The sequence below is a fragment of the Thalassotalea sp. PS06 genome (assembly GCF_007197775.1).
In the GTDB taxonomy this organism is placed as follows: Bacteria; Pseudomonadota; Gammaproteobacteria; order Enterobacterales; family Alteromonadaceae; genus Thalassotalea_A.
The window spans coordinates 2402101-2419888 of record NZ_CP041638.1; the positions used below are offsets into that span (position 1 = coordinate 2402101).

Sequence of the window (17788 nt, forward strand, 5' to 3'; positions counted from 1 at the left end):
TCTCGTATCAGGGCCTTTATTCCCGTATTTTCCAACAAACCATGACAATAAAAATAATGTACAAGGCTTCTTTAACCGCCCTATCTGTTGCGCTGATTTCAACCTATGGCTACGCGCAGCAAAACAATACCAACGAACAAAATGACAACGAGGTTTATCCCGATAAGTTGTTAGATACCATAGTCGTTACCCCTGGGCGCAATGTGAGCACAGTCGGTAGCAATGATGTCACCGTTGGCCGTATTGATGAAGACACGATAGCACGGGAAAACATTGCTCACGTGCAGCAGGTATTAAACGGCATTGCCGGTGTAAACCTCGACCGCGGCAGCGGCCAGGAATACTTATCAGCAATCCGCTCGCCAGTACTTACCGGCAGCGGCGCCTGTGGCGCAATATTATTATTAGAAAACAATATCCCGTTGCGTCCTGCCAGCTTTTGTAACGTTAACGGCTTGATTGAAGCTCATCACGAGCAGGCTGAACTCATTGAAGTACAAAAAGGCCCTGGTAATGGATTTTATGGCAGTAATGCCGTGCATGGCGCCATTAATGTAATCAACCCTGCCAGCGTTAACCAGACACCTTTGTTGTCGCTGCAGTTAGGGGCATATGGCTATGGTCGACTTGGATTAAAAACTGCCGGCGAAAACTGGTCATCGACCACCACCTTGTTTCACGAAGATGGGTATCGGGATGATTCTCAGGTCGACATGCAAAAATTCAGTCTTTCCTATCAGGCCGATTCGACAAGCAATAAAGAGTTTGCTGTGAATAACAGCCTACTGACCCTGGTAAATCTCAATCAAAATACCGCTGGGTACATTACCGGCAAAGACAGTTACAAAGACGAAAGCGTTGCTCGCAGCAATCCAAATCCAGAAGCGTATCGAGATATTTTCGCCGCCCGATTCAGCCAGCAGTATCAGCTCGCTAATTTTGGTCTATTAAGCCCATACGCCCGCGTATCTAACATGGAATTTTTAATGCATTTTTTGCCGGGCAAACCTCTGGAAACCAATGAGCATGTGAGTGTCGGTACGCAGTGGCAAAACCAATGGCAAAACGAAATACTGGGCAATTTGACCTATGGCGTCGATTTGGATATCGCCGATATCGAGTTAGTGCAGGAACAGTTCGCACCAACTCAAGGCTCGGCATTTTTGATGGCAACCATCCCGGATGGTAAACAGTATGATTTTCAGGTAGATACGGTTAACAGCGGTGCATTCGTGCAACTGCAAAAAAACCTTGGCCAGCGTTGGCTACTGAATGCCGGCGCACGAATCGAGTACTCTCGCTATGATTATGACAATCGAATGAATAGTGGTCGTGTCGATGAATCGGGTAACACCTGCGGATTTGGCGGTTGCCGTTACACCCGCCCTGAAGATTCGGAAAATTCATTTACTGATATTTCTGCCAACCTTGGCATCATCTATCAGATTAATGACCAGCAACAATGGTTATTCAGAGCCTCGAAAGGATTTCGCCCGCCTCAGGTTACGGAACTGTATCGATTACAGCGCGACCAGCTGATTAGCGACCTTGATTCCGAGCAAATTCAGGGCGTTGAATTATCCTGGCGCGGCGATTGGCAGCAACATCAGTTTGATTTGTCCGGTTATGTCTACGACAAACAAGACGTGATTTTTCGCGATAACGAACAATTTACCCGAAATGGCGGTGAAACCGAGCACAAAGGCTTTGAGGTAAGCTGGTCTTACCGTCTGACGGATACCATTGAAAGTCAGTTAGAATATACCTTTGCCCGCCATACCTACACCAATAACCCGCAAGGTGTTGCTAGTGAGATTGACGGCAACGATATCGACAGTGCACCGCGACAATTTGGCCGTTGGCGATTACACTATCAACCTTCCGATGCTCTCTATATGGGCCTGGGCGTTAGTCATATGGGCGATTACTACACCGATATTGATAATTTGCATCGCTATGGGGGGCATGTTTTGGTCGATGGTTACTATCAAGCGCAATTGAGCGATAAATGGCAACTTAGCTTAAAAGCACTAAACCTGTTCGATCGCGACTACGCTGAACGCGCTGACTACACAGCGTTTACCCAAGACCGATATTTCCCAGGACTTGGCAGACGCTTTTTCGTGAGTGTTAGTTACGCTCTCTAGTTCTCACTAAGCTTTACGCTTTAGGCATTAACCGAGGCTATCTCAGCTCCGGTTAGTGGCCGCCATTGTCCTGGCTCTAACTCCGCATCTAATTCAATATCGCCTATTTGTTCACGGTGCAGACCAACGACCCGATTGCCGATAGCAGCAAACATACGCTTAACCTGATGGTACTTTCCTTCACTGATCGTTAACAACGCCTCTCTTGGCGCTAATATTTGCAACGTCGCAGGTCGGGTAAGCTTACTTTCATTTTGCAATTGCACGCCTGCAGCAAACGCCTGGATTGCTGATTCAGGAATATCTTTCGACGTTTGCACCCGATAGCGTTTATCACAGGATTTCTTTGGTGAGGTAATTTGGTGTGACCATTGGCCATCATCGGTGATCAGAATTAAGCCGGTAGTATCGGCATCTAACCTGCCAGCAATGTGCAGGTCAAAGGCCCTATCGACGTCAAGAAAATGCAAAACCGAAGGATATAACTCGTCAATATTAGAGCAGATACAATCCTGAGGTTTGTAAAGCATATAATAACGCGCCTGTTCAAAACTAAGGCGATTATCAAATAATGTCACTTCAGATTCAGGGTAAACCTGAAACCCGGGATCTTTGATAACTTCTCCAGAAACCCTTACTTCTCCTTGTTTGAGAAGTTTTTTTGCTTCTGAGCGAGTTAATTCGGTGCATCGGCAAATGAATTTATCTAAGCGCATATCTTACCAGGTAGACAGGATGGTCCATGTAGATGGGTTTTAAAAATAGGTGAGATTCTAGCACAGTCTCGATACAGAGGCCGCACAAATCAAGATGCGCAACAAATAATTACCTAGGAATGGGATTCGGAAAATCGACTGGAAGAGCAACAGGGTGAACAACACCAGTTGTTTACCCTGTTTGCTAACACTAAAGCAGATACTGCCGCTTATTTAATGTCAGACAGGAACAGTTTGTTCGGATTTTCATGATAAAAGAAGTCGTTTACCATAATTCGAAGCAAACGCGATTTGGGAATATGAGTTTGTTCAGATAACTCATTTAATTGCTGTATCGCGTGGTCACTTAAGGTAAACGTAGCATGCTTGAATGGCTTGCCCGCTTCACAATGATTATCCTCGGCGAACTGTTTTCTAAACAGCTCTGCCTGCTGGCTGGCTTCAGCGCTGACAATTTGCGGTTTCCCCTGAGCATAATTGTTGGCATCTTCGATGAAATCGTCGACACTAAAACTCATTCTTGACTTAGGTTTTTCCTGCTTTTTCAGATCAGCCAAACTCATAGCTTAATTCCTGTTCGATAGATAAGAACTCATTAGCAATGGCACGAATTTCCTCCGCTGCTTTGCCTTTGGGTTCCGCTTCAAATACGGAGGTGCCCTTTTCTTCTGAATCATCATAAATATTTCGGGCGTAAGTTACTGAATCAAGTACATTAATACCGTAAGATGCACAGACTTCTTTAGCTTCGATAATGCGTCCAGCCTGGTTCGGCAATGATGGACATTGAGTAATAACAAACGATGCAATCATTTTCGGGTTCACCATTTTACAGGTGCTCAGCATGTCTTCCATGTGAGGTGCCGTTTTAATATCACGACGCTTAGGGCGCAATGGGATCAGTACATGCTCTGCTACCGACATTGCCGCACGTAGCGCCAGGTTATCCTGACCACCACAATCAACGATAACATAATCATAGTGCTCATTCAGGCTCAACAGATCGTTACGAATTTTACCGTAGAGCTGGATACAGTTAATTGTGACAAGATCCGGATCATTATTACGTGCCTGAATCCAATCAGACGTCGTTCTTTGAGGATCGCAATCGGCGATCAATACACTGGCATTTTTTTCTTTGGCTAGATAAACACCTATATTTTGAGCCAGACAGCTTTTACCGCTGCCGCCCTTTTCACCACCAATCAGAACAATCATGAGTTTAAATTCCTTGTTATTGAGAGAATATATTTTTAGTGGGGGCTAAAAAATAGAGGGTTAGTCAACCATTTGCAGGCCAATCGAGAAACGCTTACCCGTTAACTCGATACAACGCACAACTCTGGCGACAAGTGTCTGACTTTCAGGGTGTTCTGCCTGAAAACAAATACTGACTTGAGTATCAACCGCAATGGCAAATTCATGTTCGATGCGAAGCCCACCACGGGAAAAATCTAAACAAACGGATTTTACTTTGTGGGCTTGGCCTTCTTCATCGCGCCATAACAAGTCGACGGTTTCATATTCCATATCAATACGGAAATATTGACGGCGTTCTGAAACATTTTGCTCAGAGTTAGACATTTTTATTCCTTTTATCTAAATCAGGTAACGTCAATATAACAAAATTAACAATTGAATTACAAACATCCCCTGACATGCTAAAACTAAGCTTTAACCAAGAAAATAGAATTAAGGAATAACCGATGATATATCAACTTGATGACTATATACCGCAAATTGCAGCGTCATGTTTTATCGCCGAATCAGCAACAGTAATTGGTCAGGCCCAGTTGGAGACAGACGCCTCGGTCTGGTTTAATGTGGTGATCCGCGCCGATAATGACAGGATAAGCATAGGGACGGGAAGTAATATTCAAGATGGCAGCGTACTTCATGTTGACCCAGGCATGCCTTTAACCATTGGCAAACACGTTACCGTAGGCCATAAAGTCATGCTCCACGGTTGTGATATCGGCGATGGCAGCCTGATCGGAATTAACGCCGTCGTCCTCAATGGCGCAAAAATAGGAAAAGGTTGTTTAATTGGTGCCAATGCTTTGGTGACCGAAAATATGATTATTCCGGATGGCTCTTTGGTTCTTGGATCGCCAGCAAAAGTCGTCAAGACTTTGAGTGAAGAGCAGCAGCAACAAATAAAGGCAGGAGCCCTGCACTACGTCAATAATGCCAAACGTTACAATCAAGGGCTGGTTGAAATTAGCTGACGGGTAAAACGAAAACCATCTTAAAAGATAAATTATTCTAATATTTACTTTTAAACAAATAAAATATTCTGATATATTTTGCGCTATCAGCATAATTTGCGAAAAGCTTCTTTAAAATATAGAGTTAGCCAATAGCCCACATACGACTTTTACCCTATGTCAGAATCACTTATCAGTTCTAGCTTTGACGCGACATCGAGCCCTGCAGAAATAAGGCAGGCAATACGAAAAGGCGAATATCGGTCACATACCTCAGGATTTGCGAAGGGCTTTGTGCAATGCAACCTGGTGATTCTTGAACAACATCTTGCCGCAGACTTTTTATTATTCTGCCAGCAAAATCCAAAGCCCTGCCCGCTAGTGGCAATATCTGACAGTCCGGGAAATCCAATCATTCGTGGCGCTGGCGACGATATCGACATTCGCAGTGATGTTCCCAACTACAAAGTATTCTTAGACGGGGAATTTAATACTGCAACCACTAACATTGCTGACATCTGGCAAGATAATTTCGTTAGTTTTCTACTCGGCTGTTCGTTTTCTTTTGAAGAAGCTCTGATTGATGACGGTATTGAAATCCGCAACATCTCTGAAGGGGTTAATGTCCCCATGTATAACACCAGTATTGCCTGTAAAAGCGCTGGAAGGTTTAACGGCAACATGGTCGTGAGTATGCGTCCAATGAAGAGCGCTGATGCCATCCGGGCAATTCAGATCTGTAGCCGGTTTCCCAGCGTCCATGGTGCTCCTGTGCATTTTGGCGACCCTAATGAGATTGGCATTGCAGATATCGATAAACCGGATTTTGGCGACCGGGTAACCATCAAACCGGGCGAAGTACCGGTGTTTTGGGCCTGCGGAGTAACCCCGCAGATTGCTATCAAAAACGCAAAACCGGCAATCAGTATCACTCACAGTCCGGGAAGCATGTTAATTACCGACATTCGCAATAGTCATTTATCGGTATTGTAGTAAAAGGATACGTTGATGAAATTAAACTGTGATTTAGGTGAAAGTTTTGCCGCCTGGAAAATGGGATTGGATGAAGAGGTGATGCCGCACATTGATATGGCGAATATCGCCTGCGGCTTCCATGCATCTGACCCGGATACGTTGCAAAAAACGTTATCTCTCGCCATTGAGCACAATGTTTTGATCGGCGCCCACCCTTCTTATCAGGATCTTCATGGTTTCGGGCGTCGCTCGATTAAACATAGTGAACGGGAAATTATCAATCTGATGCACTATCAAATTGCTGCCATCGATGGCATGGCGCAATCACAGGGTGCCATGGTGCACTATGTCAAACCGCACGGAGCCCTGTACAACGACATGATGGCCAAACCTGAAGTATTTACCGCGGTCGTAAAAAGTATTCATCAGTTTTACCGACCGTTAAAGTTAATGATTCTGGCTACCGCCGATGCAGCCAATTATCAAAAAATTGCTGAACAATATTCCGTTGAGTTAATTTTTGAAGCCTTCGCCGACAGGCGGTACACGCCTGAAGGGCGATTAACACCGAGAACAGAACAAGGGGCGATTCTCAACAAACAACAAGTCATGGAACAGGTAACCCTGCTTGTCAACCAAGGACAAGTTATCACCAATGCCGGAACCCCACTCTCCCTTAAAGCTGACACCTTATGCGTTCATGGTGACAACCATGAGTCCGTCGCTTTGGTTAAGGAAATTAAAGCGCTATGTCAGTGAAACCAGAATCCGATGTGCAGATAAAATCTGACGAACCTGGGGTACCGTTTTACCTGGAGGTGGCTTCAGAGAATTCTTTAATTGTTTATTTTGGTAAAACCTGTCCGCAACAAGCGGTAACGGTAACACCAGCGCTGTGCATGGCAATAAATCAAGCCCAAGCGAAGTTAAAATCAGCCCTGCAATCGATTATTCTCGATATGGTGCCCTCTTACGCGTCATTACTGATCACCTATGACTCCTGGCAAACCGATCATTTTCATATCAAAAGTCAAGTTGAGAAAATTCTGATCGACCTCAACCTTGAAGATACCCAATCGACGCGAACCATTACCCTACCGGTTTATTATGATACTAGTGTTGGTCCCGATCTCGAGCGCATTGCATCCCATGCAGGGATTACCACCGATGAAGTTATCCAATTGCATCTGCAGCAGGATTATTACGTCTATACCATAGGCTTTGCGCCAGGATTTGCTTACTTGGGGGAAGTTAATGACACCATTGCCATGCCAAGACTTGCTACCCCCAGAAAGGCCGTAGCTAAAGGTTCGGTAGCCATTGCCGATAAACAAACGGCAATATACCCACAAACATCGCCCGGTGGATGGAATATCATCGGCCGCTGCCCGACAGAAATGTTTTCTCCGGATAACGACCCGGCCATTCCCGTTGCGGTTGGTGACAAAGTAAGGTTTAAAGCCATCAGCAAGAAGCAGTTTCTGGCTCTGGGGGGACAGCTATAATGTCGGGTTTTTATGTCGAACATCCAGGTATGCACTCGCTTATTGAGGATGCTGGTCGTATTGGTAAAGCAAATCTTGGTCTGACAACTGGCGGTCCAGCGGATCGTATGGCGTTTTATTGGGGAAATCGATTACTTGAAAACCCAAGGGGCTGTGCAGCTGTTGAAATTACCTATGGCGGCGTCAAGCTCCATAGTAGTTGTCAAACCAACATAGCCATTACCGGTGCAGCCGTAGAAACCAAGATTAATGGTGAAGTCGTCGGTAATTGGCAAAGCCATCCGGTTAATAAAGGTGATTGCATTGAAATCGGTTTTAGCCGCAACGGCATAAAGGCCTACTTGTCAGTCAAAGGTGGATTTGCCATCAAAGAACAGTTTGGCAGTTGTGCGACTGTGGTTAGGGAAAAAATCGGTGGCTTACACGGTAAGGCTCTGCAAAAAGGAGATTTTCTCCCTGTCGTTTCTTCGATATGCACTTATCGCAATACCTTGCCCGAGGAAGCCATCCCCCATTATTCGGATTCATTAACCTTGAGGTTAATTACCGGTTATCAATATTCGCAGTTCAGTCCCCAACAACGGCAACGGTTCTTTAGCAGCGAATATCAGGTTTCCAGTCAGTGGGACAGAATGGGTTACCGATTACAGGGCCCGGCAATTAAGTTTCCGCAGCAAGCCATGCTAAGCGAAGGCATTGCCTTTGGAGCAGTGCAAATACCAGCAGATGGTCAGCCTATCGTGCTATTGAACGATCGACAAACCATTGGCGGTTACCCGAAAATCGGCTCAGTATTTTCACTTGATGCTTATCAATTAAGCCAATGTCAACAAGGTGCAAAGGTTCGATTCGAGCCCATCAATATTGAAAATGCTCACAACGAATTGTACCTGGCGCAATCTCGTTTTAGACAGGTTGAATTTATTAAAACGGCGGTGGCTTAGTGAAATACGACGAATGCGAGCTGCAGTTAAGCCAGACAATCGAATCTTTGCTGGTACAACGAAACCTGAGGCAAATGCAGTTTGCACAGAGATTTCTAACGCCCGGCTATTACCTGCGCGCGGCGAAACGTATTGAACAGTGCCAGGGCAACATAGTGATTGCCACAGGTTTTCCGGTTTCTGACACCTTTGAAACCGATGGCCCGATTGGTGCCTTAGCATTGTACACCTGCTTATTCGCCTTAGGGAAAAACGTGATATTGGTATGCGGAAATCCACTTTACCAGGCCCTACACCAGCGTTATCAATGTGCACAAATTCCATTAGGAAAAGGCCGGGAAAAACAAATTCAAGGAGTGGTGGATACGCTGCAACCAGAGTTAATCATTGCCATTGAGAGACCTGGATTAACCGCAGACAATACCTACCGGAATATGCGTGGTGAAGATATCTCTCATCGTTGTGCACGTTTTGACGATTTCATTGCTCTGGCGGATTGCCCCACTATCGCAATTGGAGATGGTGGAAATGAAATCGGCATGGGCAATATTGCCGAACATATTGCAACACTGGATATCATTCCATCAGTGACAAAATGCGATGAACTGCTCATTGCGGATGTATCTAACTGGGCAGCTTATGGCCTTATCACCTTTCTTGGGATTTGGTACCAACAAGATTTACTGGCCGAGATTGATATCGAAGCAACCATAAGCTTTTTATCGGCAAATGGCAGTGTTGATGGGGTAACCCGTAAAAATCAGTTAACCGAAGACAGCTTGTGCTTTAGCGCTGGCGTAGACATTATTAAACAATTGCAAGTACTGAGCGAGAGCCACACTTCCTCAGCGAATTAAGGTAAAACAGACTATGAATTGGGTATATCTAAACGGTGAATACATGCCAGCTAAACATGCTCGTATTTCGCCGATGGATCGAGGCTTTTTATTTGGCGATGGCATCTATGAAGTGATCCCTAGCTATGGTGGTCAGTTCGTTGGCTTTAAGCCCCACATCGAAAGACTGAACCAAGGATTAGCCGAAGTGGAAATACACCTGGACTATGATGTCGATAAATGGCGTGATATCTGCGCCCAATTAGTCCGTAAAAATGGCAATGGTAATCTAGGCGTGTATTTGCATGTTTCACGGGGTACCAGCCCGGTTCGCTACCATGCCTACCCTGAAGATGTCACACCGACGGTATTTGCCTATACGTTTGAAATTCCACCAGCACCTGTGGCAGATAAGAACAAAGCGAAAGCATTTAAGGTCAAAACCTTGTCAGATCTTCGCTGGCAGCGATGCCATATCAAATCAACAGCACTACTGGGTAATGTCATGCATTTTCAAGCCGGTTACAAACAAGGCTTTGATGAAGTGTTGCTTTTCAATAATGACGATATGCTTACCGAGGCCGCAGCCTGTAATGCATTTGTCATAAGCGACGATTGCGTGATAACACCGCCGTTGGACAATCAGTTACTACCGGGAATTACTCGTTTCATTTTATTAGATGTATTAAAAAACTACTCATCATTAACCGTAAAAGAGAGGCCAGTCAGTAGACAGGAAGTTGATGATGCCGATGAAGTCTGGATAACCAGTTCAACAAAACAAGTAGCTCCGGTTGTTGCCATCGATGGCAAACCAGTCGGTAATGGGCAAGTGGGAGATGTCTGGCAAATCGCCCAGAAACTATTCAGTGAGCATCAGTTTGACTATTAGTAACCATCACTACCTACTGGCAGACAACTGGTATAAAGAAGGTCAGTACTTTAACTATGCTGACCTGCAAATTTTTTACCGCGATAGCAATCAAATCCGTAACGATAACAAAGATCTTAAGACGGCGAAGCCGGTTCTGGTACTGCTTCATGGTTTCCCCACCTGTAGCTGGGATTATGCCGCTATCTGGCCAATTCTGACCCAGCACTTTCGTGTGGTCACATTAGATTTCCTCGGTTTTGGAATGAGTGACAAACCACTGATGAAATACTCAATATTTCAACAGGCAGATATTACCCAGGCATTACTCGAGCACCTTAACATCAAACATTTTCACCTGCTTTCCCATGATTTTGGTGACACAGTGGCTATAGAATTATTGGTTCGCTTGCAAAAACAGGGGCAGGTTCAATCACTGGTACTTACTAATGGTGGGATATTTGCAGAATTCCACCAACCTTTACTGATCCAAAAACTGCTGGCATCAGGCCTTGGTAAATTTATCACACCGCTAATCAATTTCCGACTTTTCAAGCGCTCCATGGATAAAATTATGACCAAACCCATGCCAGAATCGCAGGCTGAGCAGTACTGGCAATTGCTCAATATTCACCGTGGCAAGCGGGTATTTCCTAAATTGATAAAATACATGAAAGAGCGAAAGCAGAACCGTGCCCGATGGGAGGGAGGCCTGGCGGCAACCTCAGTGCCGGTAGGGTTGATAGCCGGAGAAGATGATCCTATTAGCGGTAAATTGATGATCCAGGGCTATCGAACGATAAAACCTGAGAACACTGTGATAGCTATGGCAAACACTGGCCACTACCCCCATACCGAAGCGCCTGAGCAATTTCTAAAACATCTATTCCTAATATATCAGACACTTGGCATTATACCAATCCCATTAAGTTTGTGCACAACTCAGAGTTAGGGCCGAGGTTCAGTTACAACATAGATTTTATTGATATAGTCATTCTATATTAATGAAATATAGGGCAGTAAATGGGCCTCTCACTAACTCCCTACGGGTGAGTTTTAAAGGCGTTTATCCTGCGTTACTGATTTTGACAATGGAATAACCATTCTCTGCAATCAAAGCCTTGTCTAAAGGCCTTTAAATTCTCACTGAGTGAGCAATAATTTAATGGGATTGGTATTACTCTGAAAGACGGGAATTAAATCCCTGCCTGTTCTTTGCCTTACATTTGTGAACTGTAAAAAAAGCCCTGAAACTCAGTTCAGGGCTTTTAGATTTTCGCTTATTGCTTATTGCGTTGCTCAGATTACTTGCAAACTATTGATTGCAGATATTCTTTAAAGCCGTCGGCTAGTTCAGGATGACGCAATCCATACTCAACATTGGCTTTCATATAGCCCATTTTCGAGCCACAGTCGTGAGATTTACCTGTCATGTGGAATGCCTCCACTGTTTCCAATTTCATCAAGCTAGCAATCGCATCCGTTAACTGAATTTCATCGCCAGCACCCGGCGGTGTGAACTCGAGTAAATGCCAGATATCTTTTGATAAAACATAGCGCCCCACTACGGCCAAATTCGAAGGTGCATCTTCAACGGCTGGTTTTTCAACGATGGCGGTCATTGGCGCGGAATCGCCTTCAAGCAAATCATGGCCATTGCAATCAACCACACCATAGGAACTTACTTTTTCCATTGGCACTGGCTCTACCATAATCTGGCTATTACCCGTTTCTTCATAACGGTTTAGCATTGCTGCCAGGTTTTCCGTTTTCGGATTAGACGTACTGTCATCAATCAATACATCCGGCAGAACCACCGCAAATGGTTCTTCACCAACAATAGGTAAGGCTTTCAAAACCGCGTGCCCCAAGCCTTTAGCTTCGCCTTGACGCACATGCATGATGGTCACATCTTTCGGACAAATTGCCTGAATTTCATCAAGAAGCTTACGCTTTACGCGCTTCTCAAGAGAGGTTTCTAATTCGAAAGACTTGTCGAAGTGGTTTTCAATGGCATTTTTCGAAGAATGGGTAACAAGCACAATTTCTTTAATTCCTGCGGCAATACATTCATTGACAATGTATTGAATCAGAGGCTTATCAACCACAGGTAACATTTCTTTGGGAATAGCTTTGGTAGCTGGTAGCATCCTTGTTCCCAACCCCGCGACAGGAATAACCGCTTTACGAATACTTTTTCCTGCGTTTACAGACATAGTACATCCTTAATTATTTTTCTTTCTGATTACTTTTTATCACGGAATTAAGTCTGTTTCATGACATTCACAGATTAAATTAATTCACGTGTTGGTAATATTCCTTGTACCAGCGAACGAAATTTGCGACCCCTTCATTGACTGACGTTTGAGGGCGGTAGCCGGTAACTGAGTATAAATCATTGACCTCAGCAAAGGTTTTCTGAACATCTCCTGGTTGCATCGGCAACAGGTTTTTCTTTGCTTCGATTGCTAATGATTGTTCCAGTGCTTTGATAAAGTCCATCAACTTAACCGGATTCCCATTACCTATGTTAAACACACGATATGGTGCCGAGCTTGTCGCCGCTGAGCCCGACTCTACTGACCAGCCTGAATCAATCATTGGAATATGATTTTGAACGCGCATTATACCCTCAACAATATCATCAATGTAAGTAAAATCTCGGCTCATATCGCCGTAGTTATAAACATCAATTGGCTTACCTTCTAACATGGCTTTGGTAAACTTAAACAACGCCATATCAGGTCGTCCCCATGGGCCGTAAACGGTAAAAAAGCGTAAGCCAGTTGTGGGCACATTGTATAAATGGGAGTAACAATGCGACATCAACTCATTAGCCTTTTTGGTAGCTGCATATAAAGATACTGGGTGATCAACACTATCGGCGGTTGCAAACGGTGTTTGTTTGTTCAAGCCATATACTGAGCTTGATGAAGCGTAAACAAGATGCTCAACGTCATTGTGACGGCAGCCTTCAAGGATAGCCAAATGACCGATTAAATTGGCATCGGCATAAGCCATCGGGTTATCAATCGAATAGCGAACACCAGCCTGGGCAGCAAGATGAATGACACGCTGAAATTTCTCTGTCGCGAACAATTCAGCAATCGCTTCACGATCTTCCAAATCCAGCTTCACAAACCGAAACTGACCGTCCGCAGAATTGGACTGGGATACGATATCAGAACCGGCAACTAAAGTATCTTGCTGATGTTTTTGCGAGAATCGCTGTAGTTTCTTAAGACGGGATAATTTTAGGTTTACGTCGTAGTAATCATTGAGGTTGTCCAAGCCTATCACCTCATGCCCCTGTTCACACAAGCGAGTGGCAACAAAATGACCAATAAACCCTGCGGCGCCAGTAACCAAGTATTTCATAATTCGTCCCTATTTTGAGCGTTACTTATGCAAGATTATGTGCAGATAAACTTCCTGCTCCGACACAAAACCTCTAGTTATCTTGAATCTTCCAAACGACAAACATAACTAACAAGTGATTTAGTCTTTTGATGCCGTCTCATCAAAATATAGTCGAGATAACAAAACATGGAGAAAAAACTAAAATTTAATTTTGCCGGTAAATTAACAAGCTCAGCCTTTGATTGCCCCCTTTAAAAGAGCAGCTTACTTATTAATTTTTAAAGAAAATCACTGATCTAAATCAAAGCAAATTTTTCGAAAAATATTATCCTTAAAATTAGCACTAGCAAATGTCTGGAGAATTTGATGCGTAATGTTCTGGTGATCGCCGATCCCAATTTCAAAACAACAACCGCAATTGAGCAGGCAAAAAGACTATCCATTGCTGACGGCATAACCTTGCACATTGTTTACTTTTATTACGAGAACCTGAGGGGCATGGGAAGTCGAGGCAGCGCCCTGAAGTCTTCACTAATTGCTCGCTTGCAGGAAAAAGCCGAACAACAATTAGAATCGCTGTTAAGCGATGAAATACCTTACACCTGTGAAATCGTGTGGGAAAAACACTTACATCACTGGGTCAATGATTATGCGCAAAAACATCAGCCGGCGATGGTACTCAAGACCGGCCACCGCTCCGAAACCATGTTTTACACCCCGACAGATTGGCACTTAATTCGAGAGTGTCCAGCTCCCGTGCTTATTGTTGCGGAAAATAAATGGCGTCGACGCAGCGGTATTCTTGCTGCGGTTGACTTGCAAACTGAACAACCAGAAAAACAGCATCTTAATGAGAAAATTCTGGCCACAAGCAAATATCTAGCAGCGGTGTTTGATGCTCCTTTGCACGTTTGTTACACCCCTGTGGTATCCGACGTACTAAGAGATTTCGGGGTTCAGTTCCTTGATGAAATAGAGGACAACGCCAGAGAAGAAATACAACAGAAAATAGATACCCTCGCCATTACTTACGGTATAGAACCGGAAAACTTTCACATCAAAGCGGGGAAACCAGAAAAAGTCATTCCCAGTACTGCCGCTAAGTTACAGGCAGGGCTTGTCGTTGTCGGCACCATAGGTCGTAAAGGCATTACCGGGAAATTGCTTGGCAATACCGCCGAAGAAATTCTTAGTTTACTCAAAACCAACGTCCTGACCTTAAAACCTTAAACTAGAGAGCAACCTAAAGAGCAAGATGAAGGATCACCTTGTTCGCCCCTTTCGCTGCAAACCTCTTCGCTATTTATCAGCTATATTATTGAACATTGAGCGATATCACTTGCACCACCGGTGATAAGGTAAAATCGAGTTCGGAGAACCCTTTGAAGACCAGTCCTAACGACCCCAGGCAATATCATTCTCTAATTCTGGATAACGGTCTGCGTGTGGTTATCGTCGAGAACAAAGAGACCGAGCGCGCTGCAGCTTCCATGGTAGTAAACGCAGGACATTTTGATGACCCGGATGATACTCAGGGGTTAGCTCACTTTCTCGAACATATGCTATTTCTCGGCACTAAAAGTTACCCAGATAGCGGCGAATACCAAAGCTTTATTAGTCAACACAATGGTAGCAATAATGCCTGGACCGGAACCGAGCATACCTGCTTTTACTTCGATATTGAGCAACCGTTTTTTTATCAGGCTTTAACCAGGTTTAGTCGTTTTTTTTCGGAGCCATTGCTCAAAGCCGAACATATTAATAGCGAGCGAAATAATGTTGACGCCGAATTTCAAATGAAACTCAAGGAAGATACCCGGCGAATATATGACGTCCAGAAGGAGACGGTAAACCCTCTGCATCCTTTCAGTAAATTTTCTGTTGGCAACCTGGAAACGTTGAATGATGCACCCGGACGCAGTTTGCGTCAGGTTCTACAAGACTTTTTTGATAACTATTATTGCGCTCCCAGAATGACACTGGCGATTGAATCATCATTAGCTGTTAGTGAAGTTCAGCAACAAGTAAGTAAAGAATTTAATCAGATAAAATCTGGCCCTAAAGAAAAGCCAGCCATCATACAACCGCTTTATCTACCTGAGAATCTTGCAATACAACTCGCTATACCGCCACAAACATCTCAGAGAAAACTGGTCATTACTTTTGCCTTACCCGGTCTCGATACCTACTATCAATACAAACCTGTGAGCTATCTCAGCTATTTGCTTGGACACGAGGGGCCAGGTAGCATTCTTTCCTTGCTCAAAAAACGCCAGTGGGCAATGAGTTTAACCTCAGGTGGTGGCGTTAATGGTTCCAATTTTAAAGACTTTAATATCAGCATATCCCTTACAGAAAAAGGTGAGCAACACCAGACAGAGATTATCGACTTGCTTTTTTCATATCTAAGAATGTTAACCGAGGATGGTATTCAGGAATTATATTTCAATGAAAAGAGAGCGCTCACTGAATTCGCTTTTAACTATAAAGAAAACAGTAAACCTCTGGAAAACGTCAATCAGCTCGCCATTAATATGCAACATTATCCGGAGCAGGATTATATTTATGGCGATTATAAAATAAAGGCGTTTAAACCCGATTTATTGCGTAAATTTCTAGCCTACTTTACCGCCGAAAATATGCGGGTGATGGAAATTCGTAAATCAGTAAATACCGATCGCGTCAGTCGCTGGTATCAGACTCCGTATCAAATGCAACAAATCCCGCCTCTTAAACTTCAGCGTTGGCAACAAGCCGAGGTTTACCATGAGTTAACACTTCCCAAAGCCAATCCATTTATCGTTGAAAAGCCGACAATCTATTCGGGTGAATCTACAGCAACCCCCGAGAAGGTTCGTCAGCGTACCGGATTTAATTTTTGGTTTAAGCAAGATAAAACCTTCCGCTCTCCAAAAGGACAGGTGTTCGTTAGCCTTGAATCTCCCTACACCATAGCATCGGTAAAACAGATTGCGATGACACGATTATTTGTAGAGTTATTTAGTGAATCGGTACAAGAGCAGAACTATCAGGCAGAGCTCGCGGGTATCCACTACCAGGTCTATTCTCACCAAGGTGGCATTACCATACAAATTTCCGGGATCAGTGAGAAGCAGCCTTTGTTGCTGGATAACTTACTGCACGCGGTTTGTGACCACTCTTTACCGCTCGAGCGTTTTCAATTATTTAAAAAACAGCTGATTAGTAATTGGCGTGATGTGACCAAAGGTAAACCTGTTTCACAGTTATTTAGTCTTCTCAATGCCCTATTTAAACCCTACAGTCCGCACGCATTAGAGCTAGCAGATGCAATGCAGGACGCAGGTTTTGATGAATTTCGCGAATTTTGCTCAATCTTATTTTCGCAACTTAGCGTTGAAGCTTTCGCATATGGTAACTGGCCTAAGAAAGAAGCCATAAATATGGCGGATAAAATTCAAAACCACTTAGGAGGCGCGATGAAGGCAACCGCTCTGGTACATCCCGAAATCATCGATTTTAATTCCGCCGCTCCTGCAAGGTTCGTAATTGACATTGCCGAAGATGAAAACGCCTGCGTAGTTTACTTTCCGATGCCATCTAATGATTTTCAAAGTAAAGCACTGGCAATTTTGACCAGTCAAATGATCGCTCCGATGTTTTTTCATCAACTGAGAACGGTCCGACAACTCGGTTATCTTGTCGGTGTAAATTACATGCCGATGAATCGCTTCCCGGGAATCGCGTTTTTTGTGCAATCTCCGAACATAAGCGCAGAAATTTTAGCGGAGGAAATATTTGCCTTTTTACAACGCTTTTCCACCCATACTGAAATGGAGAACTGGGACAAAATACAGCAGGGCATCATCAACCAATTAGATGCCAAAGACACTAGCCCGAGAATACGAAGTCAACGATTCTGGCATAGTATTACCAACCATGATTACGAATTTAATAATCGCAGCATCTTAAAGAAGGAAGTCTCACAACTGCACAAACAGCAGGTGATCGACTTTATTGATAACCAATTAACATCTGATAAAGGTTTACAGCCAGTTATCCTTACCACCAATAAAAAGGGAACCACGTCGGCGGGCGATTCAGCACCTGCTCAGGTGTTCACCAATATTAAGTCCTTTCACAACCATTATTCACTGAAATATTAACGAGTTAATCTTTAACAACGTGCACATAACTTTAAATTGATCGCTAATTGTTTTAAGATGATTTTTGACGTCAAAAAAAACT

17 protein-coding genes are annotated in these 17788 nt (G+C 44.0%); 11 read left to right on the forward strand and 6 right to left on the reverse strand.

Annotated elements, in window-relative coordinates; translation table 11 throughout:
• Window positions 1-41 precede the first annotated feature (41 nt).
• On the forward strand, window positions 42-2147 hold the full coding sequence (locus FNC98_RS10655; RefSeq protein WP_143581219.1) for a TonB-dependent receptor: 2106 nt from the start codon (window positions 42-44) through the stop codon (window positions 2145-2147).
• Window positions 2148-2167: 20 nt separating this feature from the next.
• Here FNC98_RS10655 and rsuA read toward each other — a convergent pair whose 3' ends face one another.
• The 4 genes from rsuA to FNC98_RS10675 all read right to left on the reverse strand — a co-directional run bounded on the left by rsuA (window position 2168) and on the right by FNC98_RS10675 (window position 4447).
• Window positions 2168-2863, reverse strand: a complete 696-nt coding sequence (gene rsuA / locus FNC98_RS10660) for a 16S rRNA pseudouridine(516) synthase RsuA (RefSeq protein WP_143581220.1) — start codon at window positions 2861-2863, stop codon at window positions 2168-2170.
• Between the two features lie 209 nt (window positions 2864-3072).
• Window positions 3073-3426, reverse strand: coding sequence for a ribbon-helix-helix domain-containing protein (locus tag FNC98_RS10665; RefSeq protein WP_143581221.1), 354 nt, complete (start codon window positions 3424-3426; stop codon window positions 3073-3075).
• Entirely contained in the window at window positions 3413-4081 is a 669-nt protein-coding gene (locus FNC98_RS10670; protein ID WP_143581222.1) for an AAA family ATPase, read from the reverse strand. Before FNC98_RS10670 ends, FNC98_RS10665 begins: the two co-directional genes overlap by 14 nt.
• Window positions 4082-4141: 60 nt before the next feature.
• On the reverse strand, window positions 4142-4447 hold the full coding sequence (locus tag FNC98_RS10675) for a PilZ domain-containing protein (RefSeq protein ID WP_143581223.1): 306 nt from the start codon (window positions 4445-4447) through the stop codon (window positions 4142-4144).
• 122 nt (window positions 4448-4569) lie between these two features.
• Between FNC98_RS10675 and FNC98_RS10680 the strand changes: the two genes are divergently transcribed.
• The 8 genes from FNC98_RS10680 to FNC98_RS10715 all read left to right on the forward strand — a co-directional run bounded on the left by FNC98_RS10680 (window position 4570) and on the right by FNC98_RS10715 (window position 11153).
• Window positions 4570-5091, forward strand: a complete 522-nt coding sequence (locus FNC98_RS10680) for a gamma carbonic anhydrase family protein (protein WP_143581224.1) — start codon at window positions 4570-4572, stop codon at window positions 5089-5091.
• A 156-nt stretch (window positions 5092-5247) separates the two neighbouring features.
• Window positions 5248-6063, forward strand: a complete 816-nt coding sequence (locus FNC98_RS10685) for a putative hydro-lyase (RefSeq protein WP_143581225.1) — start codon at window positions 5248-5250, stop codon at window positions 6061-6063.
• 15 nt (window positions 6064-6078) lie between these two features.
• Window positions 6079-6804 (forward strand): 5-oxoprolinase subunit PxpA, encoded by a 726-nt coding sequence (locus FNC98_RS10690; RefSeq protein ID WP_143581226.1) that lies wholly within the window; start codon window positions 6079-6081, stop codon window positions 6802-6804.
• Complete coding sequence (gene pxpB, locus FNC98_RS10695; protein ID WP_143581227.1) at window positions 6795-7550, forward strand: 5-oxoprolinase subunit PxpB; 756 nt, start codon at window positions 6795-6797, stop codon at window positions 7548-7550. Before FNC98_RS10690 ends, pxpB begins: the two co-directional genes overlap by 10 nt.
• Window positions 7550-8494 (forward strand): biotin-dependent carboxyltransferase family protein, encoded by a 945-nt coding sequence (locus FNC98_RS10700; protein WP_143581228.1) that lies wholly within the window; start codon window positions 7550-7552, stop codon window positions 8492-8494. Before pxpB ends, FNC98_RS10700 begins: the two co-directional genes overlap by 1 nt.
• Entirely contained in the window at window positions 8494-9351 is an 858-nt protein-coding gene (locus FNC98_RS10705; RefSeq protein WP_260680346.1) for a DUF4392 domain-containing protein, read from the forward strand. The genes FNC98_RS10700 and FNC98_RS10705 overlap by 1 nt, the downstream gene beginning before the upstream one ends.
• 13 nt (window positions 9352-9364) lie before the next feature.
• A complete protein-coding gene (locus FNC98_RS10710) occupies window positions 9365-10222 on the forward strand; it encodes a D-amino acid aminotransferase (protein ID WP_143581229.1) in 858 nt (285 codons plus the stop codon).
• Entirely contained in the window at window positions 10212-11153 is a 942-nt protein-coding gene (locus tag FNC98_RS10715; protein ID WP_185967939.1) for an alpha/beta fold hydrolase, read from the forward strand. The genes FNC98_RS10710 and FNC98_RS10715 overlap by 11 nt, the downstream gene beginning before the upstream one ends.
• A gap of 352 nt (window positions 11154-11505) precedes the next feature.
• Here FNC98_RS10715 and galU read toward each other — a convergent pair whose 3' ends face one another.
• A complete protein-coding gene (gene galU / locus FNC98_RS10720) occupies window positions 11506-12417 on the reverse strand; it encodes a UTP--glucose-1-phosphate uridylyltransferase GalU (RefSeq protein ID WP_143581231.1) in 912 nt (303 codons plus the stop codon).
• Between the two features lie 79 nt (window positions 12418-12496).
• The gene (locus FNC98_RS10725) at window positions 12497-13579 is read right to left on the reverse strand and encodes an NAD-dependent epimerase (protein WP_143581232.1); all 1083 of its coding nucleotides are present in this window, start codon (window positions 13577-13579) and stop codon (window positions 12497-12499) included.
• Between the two features lie 348 nt (window positions 13580-13927).
• On the opposite strand from FNC98_RS10725, the gene FNC98_RS10730 reads away from it, so the two are divergent.
• Window positions 13928-14791 carry a universal stress protein gene (locus FNC98_RS10730; protein ID WP_143581233.1) on the forward strand — a complete coding sequence of 288 codons (864 nt, stop codon included), beginning with the start codon at window positions 13928-13930 and terminating at the stop codon, window positions 14789-14791.
• 152 nt (window positions 14792-14943) lie between these two features.
• Complete coding sequence (locus tag FNC98_RS10735) at window positions 14944-17706, forward strand: insulinase family protein (protein WP_185967940.1); 2763 nt, start codon at window positions 14944-14946, stop codon at window positions 17704-17706.
• Window positions 17707-17788 lie beyond the last annotated feature (82 nt).